Below are 24,512 nucleotides of genomic sequence, written 5' to 3'. Positions count from 1 at the left end.
TCAGGCAGATTGCAGTCGGCGCATGGCGGCAAAGAAGGCCGGGTAGGGTAGCAATTCAAGCAGCTTCATGCCGAGCGTGAAGCGGCGCGGGAAATGGATCTCGAAGGCGCCACGGGCCCAGCCTTGCAGGATCTCCTGCGCCGCCTGCTGCGGGCTGATGAGTGCGGGCATCTTGAAGTGGTTCTGTGCCGTCAGCGGCGTTTCCACAAAGCCGGGGTTGATGAGCGACACACCCACGCCGTGGCGGCGCAGGTCGATATAAAGCGTCTCGGCCAGGTTGATGAGCGCGGCCTTGGTGGGTCCGTAGGCCAGGCTGTTGGGCAGGCCGCGGTAACCCGCCACGCTGCCCACCAGGCTGATGTGCCCGCGCCGCTCCTGGGGTTGCGCCAGCAGTAGCGGCACCACGGCGTCGAGCAGGTAGAGCGCCCCCAGGTAGTTGATTTCGTTGTGGCGCACCATGTCGGGCAGGTTCAGGTGATCGGCCTGCTGGGCCGCGTAGTGGCCGGCGCAGTACACCACGCAGTCCAAGGGTCCCGTGCCTGCCAACGCGGCGGCTGCAACCTGCACGGCAGCACGGTCGGTGGCGTCCAGCGGCAGCGCCTGTGCCCCCGGGTGCTCGACCACGAAGCGATCCAGCGCATCGGCATGGCGTGCCGACACGACGACCTGTGCGCCCCGGGCATGCAAGGCACTGGCGGTGGCACGGCCGATACCCGTGGAGGCCCCCACCAGCCAGACCCTGCGGCCTGTCCAGTCGTCCATGGATCGGTTCAGGGCCATAGGACCTCCTTCGCAACGGCATCCACAGTCGCTATGCTTTTGGAAGCACCATACGCAACATTTGTGCGGACTGGCATCATGTTTTCCTCTTGACAAAGCTCAGGGTCACGTCGCCCAGGTGCACGCCCCACTTGGACATGGCGGCACGGTTGAGCATGACGCGCTCATCCATGAGGAACATCCAGTCGTCGAACTGCACCTCGATCACACGGCCGTCCACCGGCAGCGCCAGGGTGTAGCCCCACTGGAAGGCATTGCCGCTTTGCTGGCCCTGGGCCTGGCCCACCACATCGTCGGCGCGGCCCACGAATCGCCCGCCGTCGAGCGCGGTGAGGCGCCAGATGCGGCGCTGGGTGCTGCCATCGGAATAGGTGAAGGCCTCGTCGAGCACCCCCTCATTGCCGCTCCAGCGACAGTCCATGACGACGGTGAAGCGCTTGACGACTGCCCCGCTGCGGTCGGTGAATACGCCGTAGGCATCGAGCGTGCCGTTGAAGTAGCTGCGCAGGTCCAGCACCGGGGTCTGATTGGCATAGTCGGTCACCTTGGGGCTGCTGCACCCCGCCAGCGTTACGGTGACTCCGGCCGCCAGGGCGGCCACAAGGGTTCTACGTTGCATGGGGAAGCCTTTCGGAAGGACGCACAAAGAAGCCATACAGGGCGGCACCGGCCAGCGCCTTGAGCGCGCAGGGCAGCAGGCAATAGACGGCAGTGAGCATGGCCAGCGGCGCTGCAGTGCGACTGCCGGGGGTGTAGCCCAGTGCCGCCAGCAGCGGCAGCGTCAGGCCCGCAGCCAAGGCCAGGTTGAGCTTGGTGACCAGGTTCCACCAACCGAAGTACACACCCTGCGCGCTGGCACTGTCGGGTGCGTCGGAGCGCTGGGCCACCTGGGCCAACAAGGCGGCGGGAATGGCCAGGTCGCTGCCCAATGCCAGACCGCTGGCCACACACACCACCCCATACAGCAGCACATCGCCTGTGCCGACCGCTGCAGCGCCCACAAAGGCCGCAACCGAGAGCACCATGCCCATCAGCCACGACTGCTCAAGACCGACCCGCGCGACCACCCGCAACCACAGGGGCATGGACAGCGCGGCGCTGAGAAAGTAGAGGCCAAGGAACACGCCCTGCCAATGCCCTGCCACCTGCAAACGGTCTTCAATGAAGAACAGCACCAGCGTTGCTGGCACCGCACTGGCGATGCCATTGAGCGCAAAGACCGCCACCAGCCGCACGAATGCCGGATTGCGCCAGGGAAGCCATAGGTCTTGGTCCGCTACTGCCGAAGCAGCATCCGTCCGCGGCAACGTAGGGGGCCGAGGGGCCCAACGCAGTGCCCCCATCCCCAACAGGAGTAGCGGCGCCATGACCCAGCCCAGGGACGACGCTCCCCACAGGGCTGGTACGGTGGAGGCGAGTACGACGCCCAGCAGGCCCAAGCCCTCGCGCCACGCGACCACGGTGCTGCGCCCCCGTGCGTCGCCCCCCAGCCGTGCCCCCCAGCTCTGGTGGCCCACGGTCACCAGGCTGTAGGCCAGGTAGGTCAGTGCGAGGCACCCTCCGGCCCAGGCCACGGCGTGGGAAGCGTCGACCAGCGGGTGGAAGAGCGCCGCAAAGGCCAAGGCCAGCACCACGGCCGCCAGGGCCATGGCACTCCACAGGCGCAGGATGCCCTGGTGCGCCCAGGCATCGCACCAACGTCCGATCCAGGGGTCTATCAGGGCATCCAGGGCTCGCAAGGCAAGCAGCAGACCGCCCAGCACACTGAGCGACACGCCCCATTGCGTGGCGTAGAAGTGCGGCATGACCACATACAGCGGCAATGCGCAGAACGCTAACGGCAAGCCCAACAGGCCGTAGCGCAGGCCGTCACCCAAGCCATGGACGGGGCTCATGAGCATGCCGCCAGCGCACAGCGCGCCTGCGGTTCCGAGGTTTCGGGGCTGAGCCAGATGCCGAAGAAGAGTTTGGCGAACTGGGCGTCGCGCACCTCGCCGAGCAGGCGCCCGTTGAACCAGAAGCGCGCACCGCTGCCCGGCAGGTATTCGCCGGTGATGCGGTCACCAGGGCCCACGTCGGGAAACAGGGCTTGCATCTGCTCGCCCCAGGTCGTGGCCTGGGGTTCGGGAAAGTCGCGCTGGCGGCGCATCTCGGCCAACGAGCGCTGCGCAATGAGCCGCCCCTTGAGGCTGCGCTGGTACTGCAATTCCAGCGCAAAAGGATGTTGCACATAGCTGGGCAGCGCAAAGTCGCGGCTGACCCACAGGCGGGCGTCGTAGATGGCCAGCCCCAGTACGCGCAGGGTGCTGCGCCCCGACAGCACTGCCTGCGGCTGCACTTGCACCACCTCCGCCGGTGGCTTCATCGGCTCGGCCATGGCCTTGCCTTGCAGGCCAAATAGCACTGCAGCCCCCATGAACATTGCGCAAGCAGCTACCGTTTTCATAGCGACTATTTCTGCAGCGTGAACTGCATCAGTTCGATGTCGCCGGTCTGGAAGGCGGCTTCGCAGTAGGCCAGGTAGAAGTCCCAGATACGCAGGAAGCGCTCGTCGAAGCCCAACGCCAGTACCTCCTGGCGGCGTGCATGAAACGCCGCACGCCACTGGTGCAATGTGCGCGCATAGTCGCCGCCAAAGGAAATTTCGTTGATGACCCTCAGCCCGGCGGCGCTGGCTTGCGCACGGAACGCCTGGGGCGAAGGCAGGCAGCCACCAGGAAAGATGTACTGCTGGATGAAGTCGGTGGACTTGACGTAGCGCTCGAACAGGTCGTCACGGATGACGATGCTCTGGATGCAGGCCTTGCCGCCGTCCTTGAGCAGGCGCTGCACGGTCTGGAAGTATTGCGGCCAGTACTCCTGCCCCACGGCCTCCACCATTTCGATGGAGCAGATGGCGTCAAACGGCGCATCTGTGATGTCGCGGTAGTCCTGCAGCCGCAGGTCGGCCTGGGCGCCAGGGCCGGTGCCGATGCCGAGCTTGCGCAGGCGGGCGTTCGCCCAAGCCAGCTGCTCGGTGGAGAGCGTGACGCCGACCACACTGGCAGCGTACTGCACGGTGGCCTGCTCGGCCAGAGCACCCCAGCCACATCCGATCTCGAGCACCCGGTCGCCGATCTGCACATCGCATTCGTCCAGCGCGCGGCACACCTTGGCGGTCTGCGCCAGGGGCAAGGGCAGCTCCGGGTTGCCGTTGAACCAGGCGCTGGAGTAGTTCATGGTTTCGTCGAGCCAGAGCCTGTAGAAGTCGTTGCCGAGGTCGTAGTGGGCGTGGATGTTCTTGCGGCTACCGGCACGGCTGTTGCGCTGCATCAGGTGCTTGATGCGGTAGGCCAGCCGACCCAGCCAGTTGCCGTACACCACGGACTCCAAGGCCTGGCGGTTGGCGCTAAGCAGGGCCAGCAGGCCCACCAGGTCGGGCGTGCTCCAGTCGCCCGCGATGAAGCTCTCGGCAAAGCCAATGTCGCCGCTCTTGAGCGCGGCGGAGAACACCTTCCAGTTGTGCAGATGCAGGTGCGCATGGAGCACGGCGGAGCCGGCATGGTCTTCATGGGCCTGGCCAAAGCGGTGCTGGCTGCCGTCGGGCAGCTGCACGGTCAGTACCCCAACCCGCAGGCGCTGCAGCAAGCGCAGCACGCGCCGGGCGGTCAAGGGGGTGTCCTGCGGGAGAGTCAGGGCTGCGGAAGGGGTGGCAGCGAGGGGCAGTGCAGTGGGCATGGTGCGCTCCTGTCGGGGGTCAAGGGGTTTCGGGCCGGCTCAGCGTGGCGCTGTGCAGCGGCGGTTCGGGTTTGGAGAAGAATGGCACGCGCTTGCGCCACAACGCAAAGGCCTGCCGGTGGATATGCCAGACCACGCCCAGGGTCATGAGGGGGTAGGCCCACAGCGCCTTGCGGCGTACGGCTGCGTTGAGCGGCTGCAGCGCGCCGGTGATGCGGGTGTGCAGCAGCAATCCCTGCGCATCGTGGTAGTCCACGCGTGCGCTCAGGGAGGACTTCCCGTCCTGATTCTGGCGTTCGAAGCAGAAGGCGTAGTGGCCCTGCACCTCGCAGAAAGGGCTCACATGGAACTGCTTGTCAGCCTGCACGGTCTGGCCCCACTGGGGCGCGCGCAGCACGTAGCAGTGGCGCTCGCCAAAGGTGTTGTTGACCTCGGCCACCACGGCCCGCAGTTCGCCTTCGGCCCCCTTGTCGAAGCAGTACCAGAAGCTCACGGGCTTGAAGCTGTAGCCCCAGACGCGCGGATAGGTCTGGAGCCAGATGTCCCCCCCCGTGTCGGGCAGGCCGTGGGCGGCCAGCAAGGCCAGCAGCCAAGGCAGTGCACCGCCCTGCGTTGCCGGGACGCCAGCGCCGTGGTCCTCATCGCGAAAACTCAGCGCACCCGCGCGGTTGGGCTGCCAGTCCCATGCCGCGGAGGGCAGCGCGTGGGTGCGCATGGGCAGCAGCAGAAAGTAGGTTCCGTACTGGAACTGATGCCGCGCCGGGCGCGTGCGCGCGTGCACCACCTGGCCGAAGCCGAGCTGGGGGACGGGCGTCCAGGCCGCAGTCACAGCGCGGGCTCCAACGCCGACATGGCGGCAGGTTTGGGCGCATCCGGCGCATGGCGGGCACGCTCCAGGTCGTGCAGCAGGGCATTGGCGGCTGCCATGCCCGCCTTGAGACCGTCTTCGTGAAAGCCGTAGCCCATCCAGGCCCCGGCAAAGTAGCGATGTCGGTCGCCCTGCAGTGCGGGTACCTGCTGCTGTGCGGCCATGGCGGCCAGGTCGAACACGGGGTGCGCGTAGTCGATGCGCCGGATCACCTTGGCCGGGTCAATGTCGCGCACCGGGTTGAGGCTGACGATTACGTCCTGCGCAAAGGGCAGCGGCTGCAGGCGGTTTATCCAGTAGTGCAGGCAAACGCGTGCGTCTTCGGTGTGCTCGTCCTGGGCGCGTTCGTAGTTCCAGGCCGACCAGGCGGCACGCGCGGCGGGCATGACGCTGGTGTCGGTGTGCAGCACCGCCACGTTGGGCTGGTAGCCGATGGCGCCGAGCACGCGCTGCTCGTCGGGCGTGGCATCGTGCAGCAGGCGCAGCGCCTGGTCGCTGTGGGTGGCCAGCACGACACGGTCGAAGAGTTCCTCGCCATGGGTGGTCTGTACCCACACACCGCCGCGCGCGTCGTTAGCGGTTGCGTCATAGCGCACGCCTTGCACCGGGGCATTGAGACGCTTGTCGCCAATCGAATCGGTGATCGCCTGCACGTAATGGCGGGCGCCACCGGTCACGGTCCACCACTGCGGGCGGTTGGTGACCTGCAGCAGGCCATGGTTGTGGCAGAAGCGGACCATGGTGGCTACGGGGAACTCGAGCATCTGGCGTGTGGGGCAACTCCAGATACATGCCATCATGGGCATGAAGTACCACTCGCGGAATGCTTGGCCGAAGCCCTGTTCGTCCAGGAAGGCCCCCAGCGTCTGCGACATCTGGGCATCCGACCCTTCACGGGCCAGGCGTGTGGTGAGCGCGTTGAAGCGCAGCAGGTCGGCCAGCATGCCCCAGAAGCGTGGACTCCAGAGGTTGCTGCGCTGGGCAAACAGGCCGTTCAGGTCGGTGCCGCTCCATAGCAGGGGCTTGCCCGCCGCGCCCGTCGTGGCCTGCACCGAGAACGACATGTCGGACTGGGTGCTGGCCACCCCGAGCTCGCCCAGCAAGGCGATCAGGTTCGGGTAGGTGCGCTCGTTGAACACCAGAAAGCCGGTGTCCACCCCGTGGGTCACCGAACGCCCCTGGACGTCCGGCAAGCGCACGTCCACGGTGTTGGTATGGCCACCGAAGTAGGGGCCGGCTTCGAGCAGGGTGATGTCTGCATGACCACGCAGGGCGTGGGCTGCGCCCAAACCGGCGATGCCGCTTCCGATGATTGCTACCTTGGGTGCCACAGGGTTTCTCCAGACTCGTAAAATAACCGAAACGTATTGAACTAGTCGCTAATGTATGATTTGTGACTAATCAGTTCACGAAATTACCGGAAAGACTATAATTGCATCATGGTTACTGCCCACACCCCCAAGGTTTCGTTCAAGGCACAGATGCTGGCCGCGCGTGAACAGGCCATCATCGATGCCGTGAACCGGCTGCTGGCCGAGAAGGGTTTCGACGCCATGACGGTGGACGAAGTGGCTGCCGCCGTGGGTATTGCCAAGGCCAGCCTGTACAAGCATTTCCCCAGCAAGGAAGACCTGGCCGCCGCCGCCATGGCGCACCTGATGGCCCAGGCCCAGGCCTTTTTGGCCGCGCTGCCAGCCGACAACGCCCCTCTCGACAAGCTGCGCGCCACCGTGGAGTGGACCATGCGCCTCAAGCTGGCGGGCAACATGCCCACACTGCCGAGCCAGAACTCGACGCTGCGTGCCGCGCTCATGGCCCACAAGGGCTACATGGACGGCCTGATGGAAGTGAGCGACGTGCTCGGTGGCTGGATCGAGGAAGCACAGGCGCAAGGCGCCATCAACCCGGCACTGCCCGCCATCGCCGTGCTCTACACCCTGTATGCCCGCGCCTGCGACCCGGTGCTGGAGTTCCTGAAGATGACGGAACTGCACAGTGACGACGAGATCATCGCCATGGTGATGGGCACCTGTTTCGACGGCCTGCGCTCGCGCTGACCGAGCCACGGGGAATCAGCACCGCTACCCGACCAGGTACGGCACCCCACTGAGCAGCACCAGCCCCACACTGAGGTAGTTGCCGCTGCGCGGGTCGAAATCGGTGGCGATCTGCTGCCACGTGCGGCGCATGAGCCAGCGGCCGACCGCCACGTCAAAAGCGGCCATGAACACGGAGAACGCCATGCCCAACGCGGTGAGCCCTGCAGGGGTGTGCACGCCCCAATACGGTGAGAAATAGGCACAAACGGCGGTTGCCAACAGCAGACCGGTACCTACGCTGAGCACCTGTGCCCGTGGCTTGCCCACCCAACGCACCAGATAGCGCATGCGGAAGATACCGTTGAGCATTTCGGTGCAGGCCATGCACAGGCAGCTGAGCAGTCCGAACCACAGGGTTTGCATGGTCCGATGGTAGCGGACGCGGCCCCGCGTGGCTGGAAGGAACGATTAGTGCCACGAATGGTGCCATGGGCTGCAAATCCATAGCAAACTATAGGCATGCTGTCCCCGTCCGACCTCTCGCCTCGGAAGACCCCGACCACCGCACCGTGGTTCGGTCGCGCGTACTACGCCGTGGCGCTGGCACTGATTGGCACCATTGCGGTGGTGGCGGGCTTGGCCATGCAGCAGCTGCGCGACAGCACCGTGGCGCGCATCAACGCCGCCAGCAAGAATACCGCCGCTTCGATCGTGCAGACCATCGACGGCACCTTCTCCATGATCGACGTGGCGTTACTGGCATCGGCGGACGAGATTGCGCGCCAGCTGGCCAGCGGCCATGCCGATCCTGCGTCCATTTCTACCTATCTGGAGACGCAATCCAGCCGCATCCCGCATTTCGCGTATTTCCGCGGCACCGACGCACGCGGTCTGGTCGTCTACGGCAAGGACCTGCCCGCTGCACCCGTTTCACTGGCAGACCGGGAGTTCTTCACCACCCTCAGAGACCATCCCGACTCCGGCCTGTTTGTCGCCAAGCCAGTGCTGGCCCGGATAGCGCAGCGCTATGTGCTGACGCTGGCGCGACGCATCACCACACGCGATGGCCGATTCGCTGGCACGGTGTACGCGTCGATCTACGTCGACGAGCTCCAGAACATGCTCAGCCGGCTCCCTATCGGGGAGCAGGCTTCTGTGGGGCTGCGCGATCGGGACATGGGGCTGATCGCCCGCCATGTCTTTGGCGTAGACGACCCGATCCCGATCGGATCGACCAAGGTGTCGACCCCGTTCACCCAGGCCCTGGCAGACAACCCCAACGAGGGCAGCTACGTCAGCGATGCCACCAGTCTGGATCCGTTCGTCCGTTTCTATTCATACCAGCGAAGCGCGCGCTACGGCTATTTGGTCAACGTCGGCCTGTCGCCGCAAATCGAGCTGGAATCCTGGCGCAGGCAGGCCGGCATCGTCGGGGGCCTGATCGGCACGCTGGCCCTGCTGCTGCTGGTGTTTGCCTACCAGTCAAGCCGTGCGCTGGTGCGCAGGGAGGAATACCTGGAAGGGGTCGCGCGGATGCAGGGCGAGCACCGCGACCTGATGGAGAACCTGCAGACCGGTGTGCTGGTGAATGTGCCCGGTGCGGGCGTGACCTATGCCAACGCCAAAGCCTTGGAGCTTCTGGGCGTTTCGGCAGCGCAACTGTATGGAACCGAAGTGCTGGACCCGCGCTGGCAGCTTGTATCCGAAAACGGTGCCGCCCTGGCCCCCGAAGATTACCCGGCACCACGGGTCATCCGCGACGGGGTGCCGATCCGCGAGGTTGTCGTGGGGGTGAAGATCCCGGAGCGGGCCGGGACGCGCTGGCTTCTGGCCAGTGCCTTCCCCTCGTTTGACGCAGCCGGGAACATTCGCCATGTGGTGGTGAACTTCTACGACACCACCCAGCGCAAGGAGGCCGAAGACCGCTGGAAGTTCGCGCTCGAAGGCTCGGGCGACGGCTTCTGGGACATCGATATGGAGCGCGGGCAGGCCATCTGCTCGCGCCGCTACTACGAGATGCTGGGATATGCCGAGGGCGAAGTTCCCAGCCTGCACAAGGAATGGCTGCAGCATGTGCACCCCGATGACCTGGAGCGCATGCGCAGCGACATTGCCACGCAGCTCGCGTCCCCCCTGGGGACTTTTGCGACCGAGTACCGCATCCGCTGCAAGGATGGAAGCTACAAGTGGATTCTGGCGCGCGGCATGGCCGTGAACCGCGCCGCCGACGGCACGCCCTTGCGCATGGTGGGCTCCAACACCGATATTTCCGAGCTCAAGGCGGCAGAGCAAAAGGCCTGGAACCAGGCCAACTTCGACGCCCTGACCGGCTTGCCGAACCGACGCCTGTTCTATGACCGGCTGGACATGAAGATCCGGCGTGCCGAGCGCACCTCGGAAGTGCTGGCGCTGCTGTTCATCGACCTCGACCAGTTCAAGGAGGTGAACGACACGTTGGGCCACCAGGTGGGCGATGCGCTGCTGGTGGAGGCTGCAACGCGCATCAAGTCCTGCGTGCGGGACTACGACACCGTGGCCCGCTTGGGGGGCGACGAGTTCACCGTCATCATTTCGGACCAGCACAAGCTCGACGACATCGGTCCGATCGCGCAGAAGATCATCGACCAGGTATCCCAGCCGTTCCTGCTGCATGAACACACGCTGTATGTGTCGGCCAGCATCGGCATCGCGCTGTACCCGTCGGATGCGCAGACCGTCAACGAGCTAATCAAGAACGCCGACCAGGCCATGTATGCAGCCAAGGCGGGCGGGCGGCAGCGCTTTTGCTTCTTCACGAAGAACCTGCAGGACTCTGCCGTCGAGCGTATGCATCTGGTGGCCGATTTGCGTGTGGCTCTGGCACAGCGGCAGCTGGAGGTGTTCTACCAGCCCATCGTCGATCTGCGCAGCGGCGAAGTGCGCAAGGCCGAGGCCCTGCTGCGCTGGCACCACCCCACGCGCGGCGCGGTGTCGCCGGCGCAGTTCATCCCCATCGCCGAGGAAGTGGGCGCGATCCATGACATCGGTGACTGGGTGTTTGAAACCGCGGTGACCCAACTGCGCGCGTGGCATGCCCGCTTCGGCCCGCAGTTCCAGATCAGCATCAACAAGTCGCCGGTCCAGTTCGAGGCGCGCGCCCACCGGCCCTCCGGCAGCCACTGGCTGCGTTATCTGGAGGAACAAGGTGTGTCGCCAGAAAGCATCGTCGTGGAGATCACGGAAGGGGTGCTGATGGACGGCCACGCCCACGTGACCGACAAGCTGATCCAGTACCGCGACTGCGGCATCCAGGTGGCGGTGGATGACTTCGGTACCGGTTATTCATCGCTGTCCTACCTGCGCAAGTTCGACATTGACTACCTGAAGATCGACCAGTCGTTCGTGCGCAACCTGCAGCCGGGCTCGTCGGAAATGGCCCTGTGCGAGGGCATCGTTGCCATGGCGCACAGCCTGGGCCTGGCCGTGATCGCCGAAGGCGTGGAGACGGCCGAACAACGCGACATCCTCCAGGCCATGGGCTGCGACTTCGCACAAGGCTACTTCTACGCACGACCGGCACCCGCGGCGGAGTTCGAGCGCTTCCTTTCCGCCCGAGTCACCTGAGTCACTGCGGCCGCTCCACGGGCAAACACCCATGGGCGCGGTGGTCAAGGCGCGGCATCATTGCCCCATGTCTGACCATTTTTCCTTCGACGCCTACACCCCTGCCGAAATTGCCCGACGCATCGAAACCGTGGGCGTGACCAAGGCGCGCATGCCCTTGCTCCCGCTGCTGCTGCTGGGCGTGATGGCAGGTGCCTTCATCGGGCTGGGGGCGCTGTTTTCCTTCATCGTGCGCAGCGACGCCACGCTGGGCCCTGCGGCATCGGCCGTGGGCGGCGGGCTGGTGTTTGCACTGGGCCTGTTGCTGGTAGTCGTGGCAGGCGCGGAGCTGTTCACGGGCAACAACCTGCTGGCCATGGCCTGGGCGGACGGACGCATCAGCACCCACGAGCTACTGCGCAACTGGTTCTGGGTCTGCCTAGCCAACCTGGTCGGCGCGGCCGGGTTGGCGCTGCTGGTATTCCTCAGCGGCCACGCCCAGGCCAATGGCGGTGCTGTCGGGGCTGCGGTGCTGAAGTCGGCCCTGGCCAAGCAGGCGCTACCCTGGGAGCAGGCCTTCGTGCGCGGGCTGCTGTGCAATGTGCTGGTGTGCATGGCGGTGTGGATGGCCATGGCCGGGCGCAGCGTGGTGGACAAGTTCGTGGCCATCGTCCTGCCCATCGCGGCCTTCGTGGCGGCCGGGTTCGAGCACAGCATCGCCAACATGTACATCTTTCCGCTGGCCTGGCTGCTGCAGCACTTTTCCCTGCCAAATCTGACCCTACCCCCCGTGGAAATTGCGCAGACAGCTAGCAATTTGCTAGCTGTCATTGCCGGCAACCTGGTCGGGGGAAGCCTGCTGGTGGGCTTGACCTACCACGTGATCTACCAGCGCAAGCCCGAGACCTGAACGACCCGATTTGGGGCGTCGGCGCCTGGCAGCTCCATATTGGCGCGGATTTTGCTTGGAACTGGTGCGCTGGTGCCTTTCCTTGGTGAGTGGCACGATTTACGCACCAATTTCGATCATTTTTTCGCACGAGGTTCTCTCATGGAAGCACTAAAACAGGGCGCTGACACCCTGTTCATCCTCTTGGGCGCCATCATGGTGTTGGCCATGCACGCCGGTTTCGCATTTCTGGAGCTCGGCACGGTCCGCCGCAAGAACCAGGTGAACGCACTGGTGAAGATTCTGGTGGACTTCTCGGTCTCCACCGTGGTCTATTTCCTGGTGGGCTACAGCGTCGCCTACGGCACCCATTTCTTCGTCGGCGCCGAGGAACTGGCGGCCAAGAATGGCTATGAGCTGGTGAAGTTCTTCTTCCTGCTCACCTTCGCCGCCGCCATTCCGGCCATCATCTCGGGGGGCATTGCCGAGCGCTCCAAGTTCTGGCCGCAGCTCATCGCCACGGCGGTCATCGTGGGCTTCTTCTACCCCTTCTTCGAGGGCATTGCCTGGAACCAGCACTTCGGCGTGCAGGCCTGGCTCAAGGCACTCACCGGTGAGGAATTCCATGACTTTGCCGGCTCCGTGGTGGTGCACGCCGTCGGCGGCTGGATCGCCCTGCCCGCGGTGCTGCTGCTCGGTGCCCGCGCCAACCGCTACCGCAAGGATGGCGGCATGTCGGCCCACCCGCCCTCGAGCATTCCCTTCCTGGCACTGGGTGCCTGGATCCTGACCGTGGGCTGGTTCGGCTTCAACGTGATGAGCGCACAGACCCTGGACAAGATTTCCGGTCTGGTGGCGGTGAACTCGCTCATGGCCATGGTCGGCGGCACCATCACGGCCCTGGTGCTGGGCAAGAATGACCCGGGCTTCGTGCACAACGGCCCCCTGGCCGGTCTGGTGGCCGTCTGTGCCGGCTCCGACCTGATGCACCCACTTGGTGCATTGGCGGTGGGCGCCATCGCAGGCGCCATCTTCGTCTACATGTTCACGTTGACCCAGAACAAGTGGAAAGTGGACGACGTGCTGGGCGTGTGGCCCCTGCACGGCCTGTGCGGTACCTGGGGCGGCATTGCCGCGGGCATTTTCGGCAGCAAGGCACTCGGCGGCCTGGGCGGCGTGAGCCTGGGTGCGCAGCTCATCGGTACCGGCATGGGCGTGGTCTGGGCACTCATTGGCGGCGCTGTGGTCTATGGGGTGCTCAAGGCCACCTTGGGCCTGCGCCTGAGCCAGGAAGAGGAATACGACGGCGCCGACCTGACCATCCACAAGATCAGCGCCACCCCGGACCGCGAGGTCAACTGGTAATCACAGGCTCAGGTCCAGCGCACCGCGCTGGGCTTTGAGCCAGGCATGCAAGGCCTCGCCGTGCAGCGGCTTGCTGCCCAGATAGCCCTGCATGACTTCGCAGCCCAAGGCCACGATGGTGGCCCGCTCGGCCTCGGTTTCCACACCCTCGGCGGTGATGGACAGGCCCATGCCCTTTCCCATCTCGACCATGGCCTTGAACAGGCGCTGCCCCATGGGCGAAGTGTCGATATCCTGCACAAAGCTGCGGTCAATCTTGAGTTCGCTGACCGGCAACTGCTGCAGATAGGCCAGCGATGAATAACCGGTGCCGAAGTCGTCGATCGACAGGTCCAGGCCCATGGCCCGCAAGGCGCGCAACTCGGCAATGCAGGTCTGGGGATCATCCATCAGTCCGCTCTCGACCACTTCCAGACGCAAGCGTGACGACGCCACGCCATGGCGTTCCAGCAGGGCGGCGACCACCGAGCGGAACTCGGCACTGCGCAAGTCGTGGGTGCTGATGTTGACGGCAATGTAGAGGTCGGCGTGGTGCTGACTCCATCGCGCCAGCGTCAGCAGCGCCTGCTCCACCATCCAGCGGGTGAGCATGCCGATGTAGCCGGTCTGTTCGGCAAAGGGGACAAATTCGGCCGGCGACACAAACCCGCGCTGGGGATGGCGCCAGCGCACCAGCGCTTCAGCACCCACAGCACGGCCGCTGTGCAGGTCGAACTTGGGTTGCAGCCACATCTGCAGTTGCGACTCGGACACGGCCTGGCGCAAGTCAGAGATCAGGCTCACATGCCCCAGACGCGCGGCTTCGAGCCCGGGGTCGTACCACAGGTGGTCCAACTTGCCGCGCTTGGCCGCATTCAGTGCCACTTCGGCGTTGCGCAGCAAGGTTTCGACCGACGCCTGGGCACCATCCCGGCCATCAGCCAAGCCTGCCGACAGGTTGGCATCGACGCGGTGGCCGCTGCAGTGCACGGGGGCCGCCATGGCTTCGGTCAGGCGCTCCCACCAGTCCTGCACCACCGCACTGGCGCTCTGTGGCCAGGCCACGGCCAGCGTACCCCCACCAACGCGAACCGCCACGGCGCCTGCCATTCCCGCACTCGACGCAATCTGCTCCTGCACGCGCAGCGCTGCCGCCTGGATCAGGCTGTTGCCGGTCACATAGCCGAGGGTTTCGTTGACAACCTTGAGGCGTGCCAGGTCGAGCATGGCCACGCCATGGACACCACCCGGAACCGGGCAGGGTTCTGCCAGCAGGGCCGCGCGGTTGGGCAAGCCGGTCAGCGTGTCGGTGTGGGCCAGGCGCGTGATTTCGGCTTCGCGGTCGATCACGGCATCCACCATCGCGTTGAGGGCCTGCCCGACGCGATCGGCCTCTTCGGCCTGTGTCGGCGGTACACGGGCGCCGTAATCGCCGCGGGCAATGCGCCGGGCCGCCTGCTCCAGTACCCCCAGTGGCTCGACCACACCGCGCGTGGTGCGGTAGGCCAACCATACCGCCAAGGCAATTGCCAGGACCGAGAGGCCGATGAGCCACCAAGCCACTTGGGCAAACACCGTACGTGCATCGGCAAGGGCGCCTTCGAGGCGTCCCCGTTCCTGGTCGAGCAGCAGGTTCGATGCCTGGAGCATGGTCTTGAGTGCGGGGCGTACGCGCTGATTGAGCACCCGTACCGCCGCTTCCAGGTTGTCGGCCTCCAGCTCATCTGCGGTGGCGATGAACGCTTCGGCATAGGCCTGGCGCGCCTGACGCAGCTGTGCCAGTGCAGCACGTTCCTGGGGATCATCGATGGCTGCCAAGCCTTCCACAATGCCGTCGATGCTGCGGTTGAGCGCATCCACCTGGGCATATTCCTCGACCCGGCTCTCGCGCGGCGCATACATGAGGCGGGCCAAGGCCCCACCAATGCTTTCGGTCTGCAGCGACAGCGCCTGCACCCGCAGCAGGCGCGGCAAATCATTGGTGGCGAAGGTTTCGGTCAGTCGGGTGACCAGGTGGATATGCAGGTTGGCCTTCACCAGGGCGGCCAGCAACACCAGCACGATGAGTCCGAATCCGAGCGAAACCCGCCAGGCAATGCGCCGGGGATGCCAGAGTGTGCGCAGTGTCATGCGGTCGATCCTTCCGTGGTCACGCGCAACAGCATACCGGTCTCGACGGCCAATGGCAGCCAACGGGAAAAATCCAGCGTGGGGGCCGCGGCTTCTGCCGCTGCCAAGACATTGCGTCCGTCCAGCAAGGCCTGCAACAGCACCGACTCGCCCGGCAGCGCCTCTCGCCAGCGGCTGTGCAGGCCCTGGCGCCACACCACCACGTCCTGGGCCACGCCTGCGTGCAACAGTTGCGCCACGTGGGGCAACGTCGGCTCGCCCTGCAGGTGCGCGCCCAGAAGCGATGCAACCGGCCAGGCACTGCAGACACAGGCCGTTCCGGGTACCAGTTCCATGCCCAGCGTGGCCGGATCCTGCGAAGTCAGCAGCTCCAGGGTGGCGCTCTGGGGTTGCGCATCGGCGGCAAATGCAGCGCGGTGCAGGACCCACTCGCAGCGCGCCACGTCGGCCAGATAGGGGTGCTCCGCCAACTGCGGGTCGTCCAGGACGAAGCGCGCCAGCCCCTGCCCCCACAGCGCAACGTCACCCCGCCTGGGCGGATCGGCATGCCACAGTGCCCGTGCCAGATCGGCAAAACTGTCTTCGCCCAACATGTGTGCAATGACCGGGTAGGCCGCGCGCAAGGCCCGCTGGGCCAGCGCGTGGGCATTGGCCTGATAGGCTTTCAAGCCCCTTCCACGCATATCCACTGCGTAGACAGCTAGGTTTTCCATAGCATCTTGCGCTGGCCAGTCGAGCAAGGCCTGCAGCAGGGCCGCCTGTTGCCGGGCCAAATTCTCCATCAGGCCGCCTCCCGCCATGCGTCGTGCTGGATGCGCCGGGCCAGCGCCGCCTCATCGAGCAACACGTCCAGAGCAGGAACATCGGTATCCCACTCGATCAGGGTCGCCACGGGGCCAAAGCGGTGCACGGCATGGGCATACAGCTGCCACACAGGGGTAGCCACCCGGCTGCCGTGGTCGTCGATGAAGATCTCGCCTTCGGCTTCGACCACGTGGCAATGGCCCGCCAGGTGAATCTCCCCCACCGCCGCAGGATCGATCGCATCCAGCCATTCGGTGCAGGCCTGCAGCGGGTTGGCACCGTCACCCAGGCGTGCGGCATTGCAGGCATTGACGTAGATGTTGTTGACGTCGACCAGCAGACCGCAACCGCTGCGCCGCACCAGTGCATTCAGGAACGCGGGCTCGCTCCATGCGCTCTGCCCCTGCGGCGTCTTCCACTGCAGGTAGGCCGACAGGTTCTCCACCAGGAGCGTGCGCCCCAGGCGCTGCTGGACCTGCTGCACGTTGGCACACAGCACGTCCAGCGCGGCATCGGTGAACGGAATCGGGAGCAGGTCAGCGGCATGCACTACCGAGCCGCCCCAGGGCGCCCGCGCAAAGCTGGCGTGGTCACTGACACGGACCGGGTCGACCCGCTCCACGAGCTGTGCCAGCCGATCGAGGTGCCAGGGGTCCACGCCCGCCACGCTGCCCAAGGAGAGGCCGACACCATGCAGACTCACGGGATAGCGCGCGCGCCCCTGCTCCAGGACCGCCAACGCTGCCCCGCCTTCGGCGAAAAAGTTCTCCGAATGCACCTCGACAAAATCGAGCGCGGGCTGGCGTTCCAGCAACTCGCGGTAGTGCGGATGGCGCCAGCCGATGCCGACATGCGGGGTCGCCGCAGGCATGGCCCATCAGCCCTTGATCAGCTTCTTGGCTTCCTCCTGGGTCAGACCCTTGAGATCCTTGCAGGTACCCTTGGCCACGTACTTCCAGTCTTCCTTGCTCATGTCGACCTTGGACTGGCCTGCACAGGAATGGGTTCCCGAGAGGTTGGCGCAGTCGTTCTGCCCGGCCTTGGCAATGCCGTAGCATTTTTCCTTTTCCTGCGCTGTGGCCGGCACGGCGGTGAGCGACAGGGCCATCAGCGAAGCGGCGGTGGTGGCGATCAGGGTACGTTGGTTCATGGTGGTGTTCCTTGTCATGGGTTGAAGCATATACCGCCACCAAAGCCCTGCGGAGGCCATGGTGGTTCGGTGCGCATCAGTCGCACCAGCGGCCGATTTCTTACACACCGCGGCAACACGGACATGACAGGCACACCGCTACACTGTGCGCTCCTTCCAATTCCGTGCACCATGGCCAGTCTCGAACAACAAGTTGCAGACCTGCGGGGCTACCTGCTGGGTTTTGCGCGTCTGCAACTGCGCAACGACGCGTGGGCCGAGGATGCGGTGTCGGAAACCGTGCTGGCGGCGCTGTCCCGTCCCCAGGCCTTCGGCCAGCGATCCCAACTCAAGACCTGGCTGGTGGGCATCCTCAAGCACAAGATCATCGACGCGCTGCGCCACCACGCGCGCGAAGTCTGTGTCGGCTCCGGCGACGCGGACGAGAGCACCGACCCGCTCGAACTCATCGCCTTCACTGCCGACGGGCATTTCCAGGAGCTGCCTTCGGAGTGGGGCAATCCGGAGCAGGACCTGCGCCAACGCCAGTTCCTGGAAGTACTCGAAGCCTGCCAGGCTCGGCTGCCGGCGGTGCAGGGACGGCTGTTCCTGATGCGCGAGTGGCTGGAGCTGTCGAGCGAGGAAATCTGTAAGGAACTGCAGCTGACGCCGACCAACCTGTACGTTCAGTTGCACCGCGCCCGCTTGCGGCTGCGCGAATGCCTGGAGCAGAACTGGTTTCACAAAGAGGCTACCCCATGAGATTCATGCAACGCACCTGCAAAGAGGCGGCCGCGCTGATGGTGGCGCGCGAAGACCGGTCGCTGGGTCTGGCCGACCGACTGGCCCTGCGCATGCATCTGCTGGTCTGCAAGGCCTGTCCGCGGTTCGAGCGCCAGATGCTGACGATGCGCAACAGCATGAAGCAATGGCGCAACTATTCCGAGCCGGACCACTGACTCCGGCAAAACCCTAGTGAAAATATTTCCACCACATTTGCAAAGTCGCGCATAATGGTGTAGTGGTCCTGTGCCTGCATGGGGCCGCAAGTCTGCGGTGCATGGTCAGTTCGCGTATCCCAAAAAGCGTTTTGTGGTTTGTTGGTTGCGGTTTTGGACTCCATCGCGTTATGAGTTATTTTGAGGAGTCCCTCCATGGGCAACAAACTTTACGTGGGCAATCTGCCTTATTCCTTCCGTGACAACGACCTGCAGCAGGCTTTCTCTGCGCACGGCAATGTCACCAGCGCGAAGGTCATGATGGAGCGCGACACCGGCCGTTCCAAGGGCTTCGGCTTCGTGGAAATGGGCAGCGATGCTGAAGCCCAGACCGCCATCAACGCCATGAACGGTCAGCAAATCGGCGGCCGTGGCCTGGTGGTGAATGAAGCCCGTCCCATGGAACCCCGTCCTCCCCGTACCGGCGGCTTTGGTGGCCCCCGCAGCGGTGGCGGTGGTGGTGGCGGCTACGGCGGCGGTGGCCGCAGCGGTGGTGGCGGCTACGGCGGCGGTGGCCGCAGTGGCGGCGGCTACGGCGGTGGCGGTTACTGATCGCTAGCTGTCTGCACAGACACCCACAAAAAAAAAAGGACCTTCGGGTCCTTTTTGTTATTCTGCAGTGCGCCAGCCTTCACGTCGGTGACCGCGGTTTGCGGGGTCGTCCGGCGAACAGCTTGTCGAATGCCCAATTGGGCAGAACGCGCAGGAACTTGGCGACCACACCCATCTGCCACGGAATGACCCGGTAGCTGCTGCCGCGATCGATGGCGTTGTAGGCTGCGTCGGCAAATTGCGACGCTGGCATGAGAAATGGCATGGAGTAGGTATTGCCTTGCGTGAGCGGCGTGTCGATATAGCCCGGCACGATGGTCACCACCTTCACGCCACTGGCTTTCAACTCGCCACGCAGGGATTCGCAAAAGCTGATGACACCGGCCTTGCTCGGGCAATAGGCCCCATGGCCGGGCATGCCACGGATGCCGTGCACACTGGCCACACCCACCAGGGCACCGGTACCGCGCGCCACCATGGCGGCGATGAAAGGGTGGAAGGTAGCCGCCGTGCCCACATTGTTGGTGGCGAAGGTACGTGCCATCACGTCCAGATCTTCGCGATAGCGGATGTCGACGCCGGTACTGAACCCGGCGCATGCAATGACGACATCAGGAATGCCCTGGTCCACGAGGCATTGCTGCCCGGCCTGGACGATGCTGTCGATCACCGAAACATCGGCGCCATAGACTGCCAGGCGGTTCGTATCCAGACCCTGGCTGCGCGCCCAGTCCGTTACAGCCTCGGTGCGGCGCGCCACCAGCGCCAGCCGGTAGCCTGCTTGGTAGTAACGCAAGGCCAAGGCCTGCCCCAAACCGCTGGATGCGCCGGTGATGTATGCCAGGGACGTGCTCATGGTGCTGTGTTCTTTCCTGTACTGCTGCCGTCTCGGGGCACCAGTGTGCCCCGTACACGCCCGTCCAATCGCAGGTTGCGGCCGCGCTGGTCATAGTGCAGCGCATCGGCAGTGAACCGGTCGCCATTGCCCCGCGTCAACTCCACTGGCTGGTCAGAACGCACGGTTTCGTCCTTGAAGTGGGCCAGCAGATATTCGCCGCGGTATTCACTGCGCTCAGACGCGCCACCCTTGGCGTCACCACGACCCTCGCGAACCACCCGGGCCTGCCCCCGCAGCTCGACCTGTGTCTGCGCATCGTCGGTCCACGCCGTATTCGCCGTGGCCGTGGTGGTGTTCCCGGCGCTGTCAATGCTGCGGATGCGCACCTGCTCAATGGCGATGCGCTTGGCGTCCGGGAAATGGGTGGCCTTGTCGCCGGTAACTTCGGTGCGCATACGCCCGCTGGCGTCGAAGGCACGCATGACAAAACCTTCCAGGAAATAGTCGGGCCCCGCAGGTGCGCTGCCCGACACGCCGGCTTCGGCGTCAGGCGCGGGGGTGGTACGAACCAACCAATAGGTGCCCAGCGCCAGTGCGCCCATGAACAACAGTGGCAAGTACAGGAGCACCCGCTCCCACAGGCGATGCATCCAGGTCATGGGTGCCCGTAGCCGCCCAGCAGCTCGACATAGCGTCCACTGGCTGTCAGCAGCAGGTCACATACTTCGCGCACGGCCCCGTGCCCCCCCTGTGCACGTGTGACGTAGTGCGCGCGTGCCGCCACTTCGCAATGCGCATTGGCCGGCGCACAGGCCAATGCGGCTCCGAGCATCATTGGCAAATCCGGCCAATCGTCACCCATGGCCGCCGCATTCGCCCAAGTGCATCCCAGTTGGGCCAGACTGTGCTCGGCGGCCGGGCGCTTGTCTTCGGTTCCATAGTGGGCATGGGTGATGCCCAGCGCCTGCAGACGCACGCGCAGCGGTTGCGAGTCGCGCCCCGTGATCACCACCGGCGTGATGCCACCTTTCTGCAGCATCTTCAGGCCATGGCCATCGAGGGTGTTGAAACGCTTGAGGGTTTCACCGCTTTCGCTGTACAGCAGCCCACCGTCGGTCAGCACGCCGTCCACATCCAGGAACAGCACCCGGATATCTTGCGCTCGCAGCAGCAGCACGGGATCGAACTGGATGATCGGCTGCATCAAATCACCTTGGCCCGCAGCAGATCGTTGATGCTCAGGGCTCCGCGTAGCCGATCCTGCGCGTCCACCACCAGCACACTGGTGATACGGTGCTGCTCCATCAGTTCCGCAGCCTCGACCGCCAGCCGGTCGGCACGGATCGTGCGCGGATTCGCATGCATGACATCGCTGGCATTCTTGCTGCGCAGGTCCACGCCCTGTTCCACCAAGCGGCGCAAGTCACCGTCGGTAAAGATGCCGATGGCCCGCCCGTCGGCATCACACACAATGGCGGCCCCCATGCCCTTGTGACTCATTTCGCGCATCACATCGGAAAACACGGTATCCGGTGCCACACAGGGCAGGGCATCGCCTGTGCGCATGAGGTCACTCACATGGGTCAGCAACTTGCGCCCGAGTGCACCGCCGGGGTGTGAGCGGGCAAAATCTTCGGCCTTGAAGCCCCGCGCATCCAGCAAGGCCACGGCCAAGGCGTCGCCCAGGGCCATCTGGGCCGTGGTACTGGCCGTCGGTGCCAGGTTGAGCGGGCAGGCCTCCTTGTCGACCGCACTGTCCAACCATATGTCTGCGTGCTGGGCCATCGACGACTGACCATTGCCGGTCATGGCGATGAGCGGGACACCCAAGCGCTTGAGCACCGGCAGAATGGCCCCGATCTCCTGCGACTCTCCACTGTTGGAAATCATCAGCACCACATCTTGTGTGGTGACCATGCCGAGGTCCCCGTGGCTGGCCTCGGCGGGATGCACGAACATGGCCGGGGTGCCGGTGGATGCCAAGGTGGCGGCGATCTTGCGCCCGACATGGCCACTCTTGCCCATGCCCATGACGACCACACGACCGGGGGTCGCAAGCACGCGCGCTACCGCGCGGACAAAGGCTTCTCCCGTGCGTGCGCGCAGTCCGGCGACCGCCGCGGCTTCGATGTCGAAGGTTTCGTGGGCGAGGGTGAGGGCACGTTCGCGCTGGACGGCACTGAGGGCCGGGGAAGCAAGGGTCATGCGGGCATTTTATCGGGGGTACCGGGCCTTGCTACCATGTGCCCATGACCGGGCTGGAAATTACCCTGCTGTATCTGCTGGCCGCCGTGCTTGGCGTGGTGGCATGCCGCTTCCTCAAGTTGCCGCCCATGCTGGGGTATCTGGCCGTGGGCGTGCTCATCGGCCCCAATGCCTTGGCCCTGGCGCAAAGTGCCGGTAGCGTGCGCCATCTGGGCGAATTCGGCGTGGTCTTCCTGATGTTCGTGATCGGACTCGAATTCAACCTCCCCAAACTCTGGGCCATCCGCTCGCACGTTTTCGGACTGGGATTCCTGCAGGTAGCTGCCACGATGGTACTGGCCAGCGCGGTGGTTCTTGCGCTGGCGGCATTCACCACCAGTTGGTCCGGTCTCAACTGGAAAACGGCCTTGGCCTTGGCCAGTGCCCTGGCCATGAGCAGCACGGCCATCGTGGTGAAGCTGCTGTCGGAACGGCTGGAACTGGAGTCCGAACACGGCAAGCGGGTCATGGGCGTACTGCTGTTCCAGGATCTGGCCGTGGTCCCCCTGTTGGTGCTCATCCCCGCACTGGGCTCGCCGAGCAGCGACCTCGCCACGGCACTGGGCGTTGCCGCACTGAAAGCCACGCTGTTGGTGGTGATTCTGCTCAAGGGTGGGCCCTTCGTTCTACGGCACTGGTTACGGCTCGTGGCCAAGCGCCAGAGCGAGGAACTGTTCGTGCTGAATCTGCTGCTACTGACGCTGGGCCTTGCTTGGTTGACGGAACTGGCCGGCTTGAGTCTGGCACTCGGGGCCTTCATTGCTGGCATGCTGATTGCCGAAACGGAATTCAAGCACCAGGTGGAGGCCGACATCCGCCCCTTCCATGACGTCTTGCTGGGCTTGTTCTTCATCAGTGTGGGCATGCTGCTCGATTGGCACGCGGTAGTCGACCAGTGGGGATTGGTTCTGGCATTGCTGGTACTTCCGACACTGTTCAAGGCGGCCTTGGTGACGATGCTGGCGCGTGGCCTGGGTGCGTCACCCGGCATTTCCCTGCGCACCGGCTTGTATCTGGCGCAGGCCGGTGAGTTCGGCTTCGTGCTGCTGGCACTGGCACAAGACAGCGCTTTGGTGACGCCTGCGCTGCTCAACCCCATTCTGGCCAGCATGGTGCTGTCGATGCTGGCCACGCCGTTGGTGGTGATGTACTCCAACCGTATCGTGCTGCGCCTGGTTGCCAGCGAGTGGTTGTTGCAGTCGCTGCAGCTGACCACCATCGCACGCCGCTCGATGGACGCGCGTGAACATGTGCTGATCTGCGGCTTCGGGCGTTGCGGGCAGAACCTTGCGCGCATTCTGGAGTCTGAAAAGATCCCCTACTTGGCGTTGGATCTCGACCCCGACCGTGTGCAGCAAGCCGTGCAGGCCGGCCTGTCGGTCGTTTACGGAGACTGCGCCCGACTACAGTCGTTGGTGGCGGCCGGCCTGTCGCGTGCCAGTGCCGTCGTCGTCACCTACCTCGATGCGCCTGAGGCAAGCCTCAAGGTCCTGCGGCACGTGCAGTCGCATGCGCCGCAGGTTCCGGTGATCATCCGCACGCAGGATGACCAGCATCTGGACCGATTCCGCGCTGCGGGTGCCACGGAAGTGGTTCCCGAGTCCATCGAGGGCTCGCTGATGCTCGCCAGCCACGCGCTGGCCTTGGTCGGCGTGCCGATGCGGCGCGTGATTCGCATCGTGCAGGACCAGCGCGATGCGCGCTATGGCCTGCTGCGCGGCTACTTCCACGGTGCCGATGACGACACGGCACTTGAGACACACCAGGAACGCTTGCTCACCGTGGCACTGCCCTCCCATTGGAATGGCAGCGGTGTGCCAATGGACAGTTTTGCGTTGGACGACGTCAGTGTGGTCACGCTACGGCGCGGCGATGGAAGTCATGCCGACTGCACTGGGCAGACCGCGCTGTTTCCTGGCGATACCCTGGTTCTCCGTGGACTGCCCGATGCGCTTGCGCGCGCCGAGCAAACGTTGGTACGCGGTGCCGCTCCCGCCGCGGCCTGAGACAATCGCTGCAACCTGACTCGCGGAAGAAACAGCCATGCACCACCAAAGTGTCAATCAGTATCTCAAGGACCACGTGCGCACCGTGCCCGATTGGCCGGCTCCGGGGGTTCAATTCCGTGACATCACGCCCTTGCTGCAGGACGCCAAGGTGTTTCGCGTACTGATCGATGCCTTCGTGCACCGCTACATGGATCCGCAGCTGCGTCCGGATGTCGTTGCCGGGTTGGATGCCCGCGGCTTCATCCTCGGTGCGGTGGTCGCCTATGAGTTGAACGTTGGGTTTGTACCGATCCGCAAGAAGGGCAAGTTGCCGTTCACGACGGTGGAGGAGACCTACGAACTCGAATATGGGAGCGCCACGGTGGAGCTGCATACCGACGCAGTACGTCCCGGTGATCGCGTTCTGCTGATTGACGACCTGATCGCCACCGGAGGCACGATGATGGCGGGAAAGAAGTTGCTGGAGCGCCAGGGTGCCGTGGTGATGGAGGGCGCAGCCATTGTCGACCTGCCGGAGCTGGGCGGTTCCGAAAAACTGCGCGCGGCGGGACTGTCGCTGTTCACGCTGGTGGACTTTGCGGGCCACTGA

At 64.8% G+C, this 24,512-nt stretch carries 25 protein-coding genes; 9 read left to right on the top strand and 16 right to left on the bottom strand.

Annotated features, from left to right (window positions below):
• The 7 genes from RQP54_RS06025 to RQP54_RS05995 all read right to left on the bottom strand — a co-directional run bounded on the left by RQP54_RS06025 (position 1) and on the right by RQP54_RS05995 (position 6,696).
• Entirely contained in the window at positions 1 to 780 is a 780-nt protein-coding gene (locus RQP54_RS06025; RefSeq protein ID WP_315677265.1) for an SDR family NAD(P)-dependent oxidoreductase, read from the bottom strand.
• A gap of 76 nt (positions 781 to 856) precedes the next feature.
• Positions 857 to 1,399: a DUF3833 domain-containing protein gene (locus tag RQP54_RS06020; protein ID WP_315677264.1), complete on the bottom strand. Its 543-nt coding sequence runs from the start codon at positions 1,397 to 1,399 to the stop codon at positions 857 to 859.
• Positions 1,389 to 2,675, bottom strand: a complete 1,287-nt coding sequence (locus RQP54_RS06015; protein WP_315677263.1) for an MFS transporter — start codon at positions 2,673 to 2,675, stop codon at positions 1,389 to 1,391. The genes RQP54_RS06020 and RQP54_RS06015 overlap by 11 nt, the downstream gene beginning before the upstream one ends.
• Positions 2,672 to 3,226, bottom strand: a complete 555-nt coding sequence (locus RQP54_RS06010) for a chalcone isomerase family protein (RefSeq protein WP_315677262.1) — start codon at positions 3,224 to 3,226, stop codon at positions 2,672 to 2,674. Before RQP54_RS06010 ends, RQP54_RS06015 begins: the two co-directional genes overlap by 4 nt.
• 5 nt (positions 3,227 to 3,231) lie before the next feature.
• Positions 3,232 to 4,497: a cyclopropane-fatty-acyl-phospholipid synthase family protein gene (locus RQP54_RS06005; RefSeq protein ID WP_315677261.1), complete on the bottom strand. Its 1,266-nt coding sequence runs from the start codon at positions 4,495 to 4,497 to the stop codon at positions 3,232 to 3,234.
• A 19-nt stretch (positions 4,498 to 4,516) separates the two neighbouring features.
• Complete coding sequence (locus tag RQP54_RS06000; protein WP_315677260.1) at positions 4,517 to 5,326, bottom strand: DUF1365 domain-containing protein; 810 nt, start codon at positions 5,324 to 5,326, stop codon at positions 4,517 to 4,519.
• Positions 5,323 to 6,696, bottom strand: a complete 1,374-nt coding sequence (locus RQP54_RS05995; RefSeq protein WP_315677259.1) for an NAD(P)/FAD-dependent oxidoreductase — start codon at positions 6,694 to 6,696, stop codon at positions 5,323 to 5,325. Before RQP54_RS05995 ends, RQP54_RS06000 begins: the two co-directional genes overlap by 4 nt.
• A 108-nt stretch (positions 6,697 to 6,804) precedes the next feature.
• On the opposite strand from RQP54_RS05995, the gene RQP54_RS05990 reads away from it, so the two are divergent.
• On the top strand, positions 6,805 to 7,422 hold the full coding sequence (locus tag RQP54_RS05990; RefSeq protein ID WP_315677258.1) for a helix-turn-helix domain-containing protein: 618 nt from the start codon (positions 6,805 to 6,807) through the stop codon (positions 7,420 to 7,422).
• 24 nt (positions 7,423 to 7,446) lie between these two features.
• Here RQP54_RS05990 and RQP54_RS05985 read toward each other — a convergent pair whose 3' ends face one another.
• Entirely contained in the window at positions 7,447 to 7,827 is a 381-nt protein-coding gene (locus tag RQP54_RS05985; protein ID WP_315677257.1) for a hypothetical protein, read from the bottom strand.
• A 96-nt stretch (positions 7,828 to 7,923) separates the two neighbouring features.
• On the opposite strand from RQP54_RS05985, the gene RQP54_RS05980 reads away from it, so the two are divergent.
• The 3 genes from RQP54_RS05980 (at position 7,924) to RQP54_RS05970 (ending at position 13,240) form a co-directional block, all read left to right on the top strand.
• Positions 7,924 to 11,007 carry an EAL domain-containing protein gene (locus RQP54_RS05980; protein WP_315677256.1) on the top strand — a complete coding sequence of 1,028 codons (3,084 nt, stop codon included), beginning with the start codon at positions 7,924 to 7,926 and terminating at the stop codon, positions 11,005 to 11,007.
• Positions 11,008 to 11,074: 67 nt separating this feature from the next.
• Positions 11,075 to 11,896 carry a formate/nitrite transporter family protein gene (locus RQP54_RS05975; protein WP_315677255.1) on the top strand — a complete coding sequence of 274 codons (822 nt, stop codon included), beginning with the start codon at positions 11,075 to 11,077 and terminating at the stop codon, positions 11,894 to 11,896.
• 141 nt (positions 11,897 to 12,037) lie between these two features.
• Entirely contained in the window at positions 12,038 to 13,240 is a 1,203-nt protein-coding gene (locus tag RQP54_RS05970) for an ammonium transporter (RefSeq protein WP_315677254.1), read from the top strand.
• On the opposite strand, the gene RQP54_RS05965 is transcribed toward RQP54_RS05970, so the two are convergent.
• Genes RQP54_RS05965 through RQP54_RS05950 form a run of 4 tightly spaced genes read right to left on the bottom strand, consistent with a single transcriptional unit; the run spans position 13,241 to position 17,303 of the window.
• Entirely contained in the window at positions 13,241 to 15,349 is a 2,109-nt protein-coding gene (locus RQP54_RS05965; RefSeq protein ID WP_315677253.1) for a putative bifunctional diguanylate cyclase/phosphodiesterase, read from the bottom strand. It lies immediately after the preceding gene.
• On the bottom strand, positions 15,346 to 16,131 hold the full coding sequence (locus RQP54_RS05960) for a putative DNA-binding domain-containing protein (protein WP_315677252.1): 786 nt from the start codon (positions 16,129 to 16,131) through the stop codon (positions 15,346 to 15,348). Before RQP54_RS05960 ends, RQP54_RS05965 begins: the two co-directional genes overlap by 4 nt.
• A complete protein-coding gene (locus tag RQP54_RS05955) occupies positions 16,131 to 17,024 on the bottom strand; it encodes a DUF692 domain-containing protein (RefSeq protein ID WP_315677251.1) in 894 nt (297 codons plus the stop codon). The genes RQP54_RS05960 and RQP54_RS05955 overlap by 1 nt, the downstream gene beginning before the upstream one ends.
• 6 nt (positions 17,025 to 17,030) lie before the next feature.
• Positions 17,031 to 17,303 (bottom strand): DUF2282 domain-containing protein, encoded by a 273-nt coding sequence (locus RQP54_RS05950; protein WP_315677250.1) that lies wholly within the window; start codon positions 17,301 to 17,303, stop codon positions 17,031 to 17,033.
• A 171-nt stretch (positions 17,304 to 17,474) separates the two neighbouring features.
• Here RQP54_RS05950 and RQP54_RS05945 point away from each other — a divergent pair, with 171 nt between their 5' ends.
• The 3 genes from RQP54_RS05945 (at position 17,475) to RQP54_RS05935 (ending at position 18,832) form a co-directional block, all read left to right on the top strand.
• Positions 17,475 to 18,044, top strand: coding sequence for a sigma-70 family RNA polymerase sigma factor (locus RQP54_RS05945; RefSeq protein WP_315677249.1), 570 nt, complete (start codon positions 17,475 to 17,477; stop codon positions 18,042 to 18,044).
• A 5-nt stretch (positions 18,045 to 18,049) separates the two neighbouring features.
• Positions 18,050 to 18,241: a zf-HC2 domain-containing protein gene (locus tag RQP54_RS05940; protein ID WP_315677248.1), complete on the top strand. Its 192-nt coding sequence runs from the start codon at positions 18,050 to 18,052 to the stop codon at positions 18,239 to 18,241.
• 195 nt (positions 18,242 to 18,436) lie between these two features.
• A complete protein-coding gene (locus tag RQP54_RS05935; RefSeq protein WP_315677247.1) occupies positions 18,437 to 18,832 on the top strand; it encodes an RNA-binding protein in 396 nt (131 codons plus the stop codon).
• A gap of 79 nt (positions 18,833 to 18,911) precedes the next feature.
• Here RQP54_RS05935 and RQP54_RS05930 read toward each other — a convergent pair whose 3' ends face one another.
• Genes RQP54_RS05930 through RQP54_RS05915 form a run of 4 tightly spaced genes read right to left on the bottom strand, consistent with a single transcriptional unit; the run spans position 18,912 to position 21,875 of the window.
• Complete coding sequence (locus tag RQP54_RS05930; protein WP_315677246.1) at positions 18,912 to 19,688, bottom strand: SDR family oxidoreductase; 777 nt, start codon at positions 19,686 to 19,688, stop codon at positions 18,912 to 18,914.
• The gene (gene lptC, locus RQP54_RS05925; RefSeq protein ID WP_315677245.1) at positions 19,685 to 20,329 is read right to left on the bottom strand and encodes an LPS export ABC transporter periplasmic protein LptC; all 645 of its coding nucleotides are present in this window, start codon (positions 20,327 to 20,329) and stop codon (positions 19,685 to 19,687) included. Before lptC ends, RQP54_RS05930 begins: the two co-directional genes overlap by 4 nt.
• Positions 20,326 to 20,874, bottom strand: a complete 549-nt coding sequence (locus tag RQP54_RS05920; protein WP_315677244.1) for a KdsC family phosphatase — start codon at positions 20,872 to 20,874, stop codon at positions 20,326 to 20,328. The genes lptC and RQP54_RS05920 overlap by 4 nt, the downstream gene beginning before the upstream one ends.
• A complete protein-coding gene (locus tag RQP54_RS05915; protein ID WP_315677243.1) occupies positions 20,874 to 21,875 on the bottom strand; it encodes a KpsF/GutQ family sugar-phosphate isomerase in 1,002 nt (333 codons plus the stop codon). The genes RQP54_RS05920 and RQP54_RS05915 overlap by 1 nt, the downstream gene beginning before the upstream one ends.
• A gap of 44 nt (positions 21,876 to 21,919) precedes the next feature.
• Between RQP54_RS05915 and RQP54_RS05910 the strand changes: the two genes are divergently transcribed.
• Together RQP54_RS05910 and RQP54_RS05905 are read left to right on the top strand one after the other, a co-directional pair.
• Positions 21,920 to 23,920 (top strand): monovalent cation:proton antiporter-2 (CPA2) family protein, encoded by a 2,001-nt coding sequence (locus RQP54_RS05910; RefSeq protein WP_315677242.1) that lies wholly within the window; start codon positions 21,920 to 21,922, stop codon positions 23,918 to 23,920.
• Between the two features lie 37 nt (positions 23,921 to 23,957).
• Positions 23,958 to 24,512 carry an adenine phosphoribosyltransferase gene (locus RQP54_RS05905; RefSeq protein ID WP_315677241.1) on the top strand — a complete coding sequence of 185 codons (555 nt, stop codon included), beginning with the start codon at positions 23,958 to 23,960 and terminating at the stop codon, positions 24,510 to 24,512.

Origin of the sequence: Curvibacter sp. APW13, assembly GCF_032337135.1 — a bacterium.
Taxonomy (GTDB): Bacteria; Pseudomonadota; Gammaproteobacteria; order Burkholderiales; family Burkholderiaceae_C; genus Allorhodoferax.
Note: the sequence above shows the minus strand (reverse complement) of the source record. Positions and strands in the feature narration are given on the sequence as shown.

Bases quoted from the DNA above. Each gene is read 5' to 3' on its own strand.
- RQP54_RS05930 (WP_315677246.1), bottom strand. From the start codon at position 19,688: ATGAGCACGTCCCTGGCATACATCACCGGCGCATCCAGCGGTTTGGGG.
- RQP54_RS05910 (WP_315677242.1), top strand. From the start codon at position 21,920: ATGACCGGGCTGGAAATTACCCTGCTGTATCTGCTGGCCGCCGTGCTT.
- RQP54_RS05905 (WP_315677241.1), top strand. From the start codon at position 23,958: ATGCACCACCAAAGTGTCAATCAGTATCTCAAGGACCACGTGCGCACC.
- RQP54_RS06005 (WP_315677261.1), bottom strand. From the start codon at position 4,497: ATGCCCACTGCACTGCCCCTCGCTGCCACCCCTTCCGCAGCCCTGACT.
- RQP54_RS05980 (WP_315677256.1), top strand. From the start codon at position 7,924: ATGCTGTCCCCGTCCGACCTCTCGCCTCGGAAGACCCCGACCACCGCA.
- RQP54_RS05920 (WP_315677244.1), bottom strand. From the start codon at position 20,874: ATGCAGCCGATCATCCAGTTCGATCCCGTGCTGCTGCTGCGAGCGCAA.
- RQP54_RS05985 (WP_315677257.1), bottom strand. From the start codon at position 7,827: ATGCAAACCCTGTGGTTCGGACTGCTCAGCTGCCTGTGCATGGCCTGC.
- lptC (WP_315677245.1), bottom strand. From the start codon at position 20,329: ATGACCTGGATGCATCGCCTGTGGGAGCGGGTGCTCCTGTACTTGCCA.
- RQP54_RS06010 (WP_315677262.1), bottom strand. From the start codon at position 3,226: ATGAAAACGGTAGCTGCTTGCGCAATGTTCATGGGGGCTGCAGTGCTA.
- RQP54_RS05970 (WP_315677254.1), top strand. From the start codon at position 12,038: ATGGAAGCACTAAAACAGGGCGCTGACACCCTGTTCATCCTCTTGGGC.
- RQP54_RS05945 (WP_315677249.1), top strand. From the start codon at position 17,475: ATGGCCAGTCTCGAACAACAAGTTGCAGACCTGCGGGGCTACCTGCTG.
- RQP54_RS05940 (WP_315677248.1), top strand. From the start codon at position 18,050: ATGCAACGCACCTGCAAAGAGGCGGCCGCGCTGATGGTGGCGCGCGAA.
- RQP54_RS05915 (WP_315677243.1), bottom strand. From the start codon at position 21,875: ATGACCCTTGCTTCCCCGGCCCTCAGTGCCGTCCAGCGCGAACGTGCC.
- RQP54_RS06020 (WP_315677264.1), bottom strand. From the start codon at position 1,399: ATGCAACGTAGAACCCTTGTGGCCGCCCTGGCGGCCGGAGTCACCGTA.
- RQP54_RS05960 (WP_315677252.1), bottom strand. From the start codon at position 16,131: ATGGAGAATTTGGCCCGGCAACAGGCGGCCCTGCTGCAGGCCTTGCTC.
- RQP54_RS05935 (WP_315677247.1), top strand. From the start codon at position 18,437: ATGGGCAACAAACTTTACGTGGGCAATCTGCCTTATTCCTTCCGTGAC.
- RQP54_RS05975 (WP_315677255.1), top strand. From the start codon at position 11,075: ATGTCTGACCATTTTTCCTTCGACGCCTACACCCCTGCCGAAATTGCC.
- RQP54_RS05955 (WP_315677251.1), bottom strand. From the start codon at position 17,024: ATGCCTGCGGCGACCCCGCATGTCGGCATCGGCTGGCGCCATCCGCAC.
- RQP54_RS06015 (WP_315677263.1), bottom strand. From the start codon at position 2,675: ATGAGCCCCGTCCATGGCTTGGGTGACGGCCTGCGCTACGGCCTGTTG.
- RQP54_RS06025 (WP_315677265.1), bottom strand. From the start codon at position 780: ATGGCCCTGAACCGATCCATGGACGACTGGACAGGCCGCAGGGTCTGG.
- RQP54_RS05990 (WP_315677258.1), top strand. From the start codon at position 6,805: ATGGTTACTGCCCACACCCCCAAGGTTTCGTTCAAGGCACAGATGCTG.
- RQP54_RS05950 (WP_315677250.1), bottom strand. From the start codon at position 17,303: ATGAACCAACGTACCCTGATCGCCACCACCGCCGCTTCGCTGATGGCC.
- RQP54_RS05965 (WP_315677253.1), bottom strand. From the start codon at position 15,349: ATGACACTGCGCACACTCTGGCATCCCCGGCGCATTGCCTGGCGGGTT.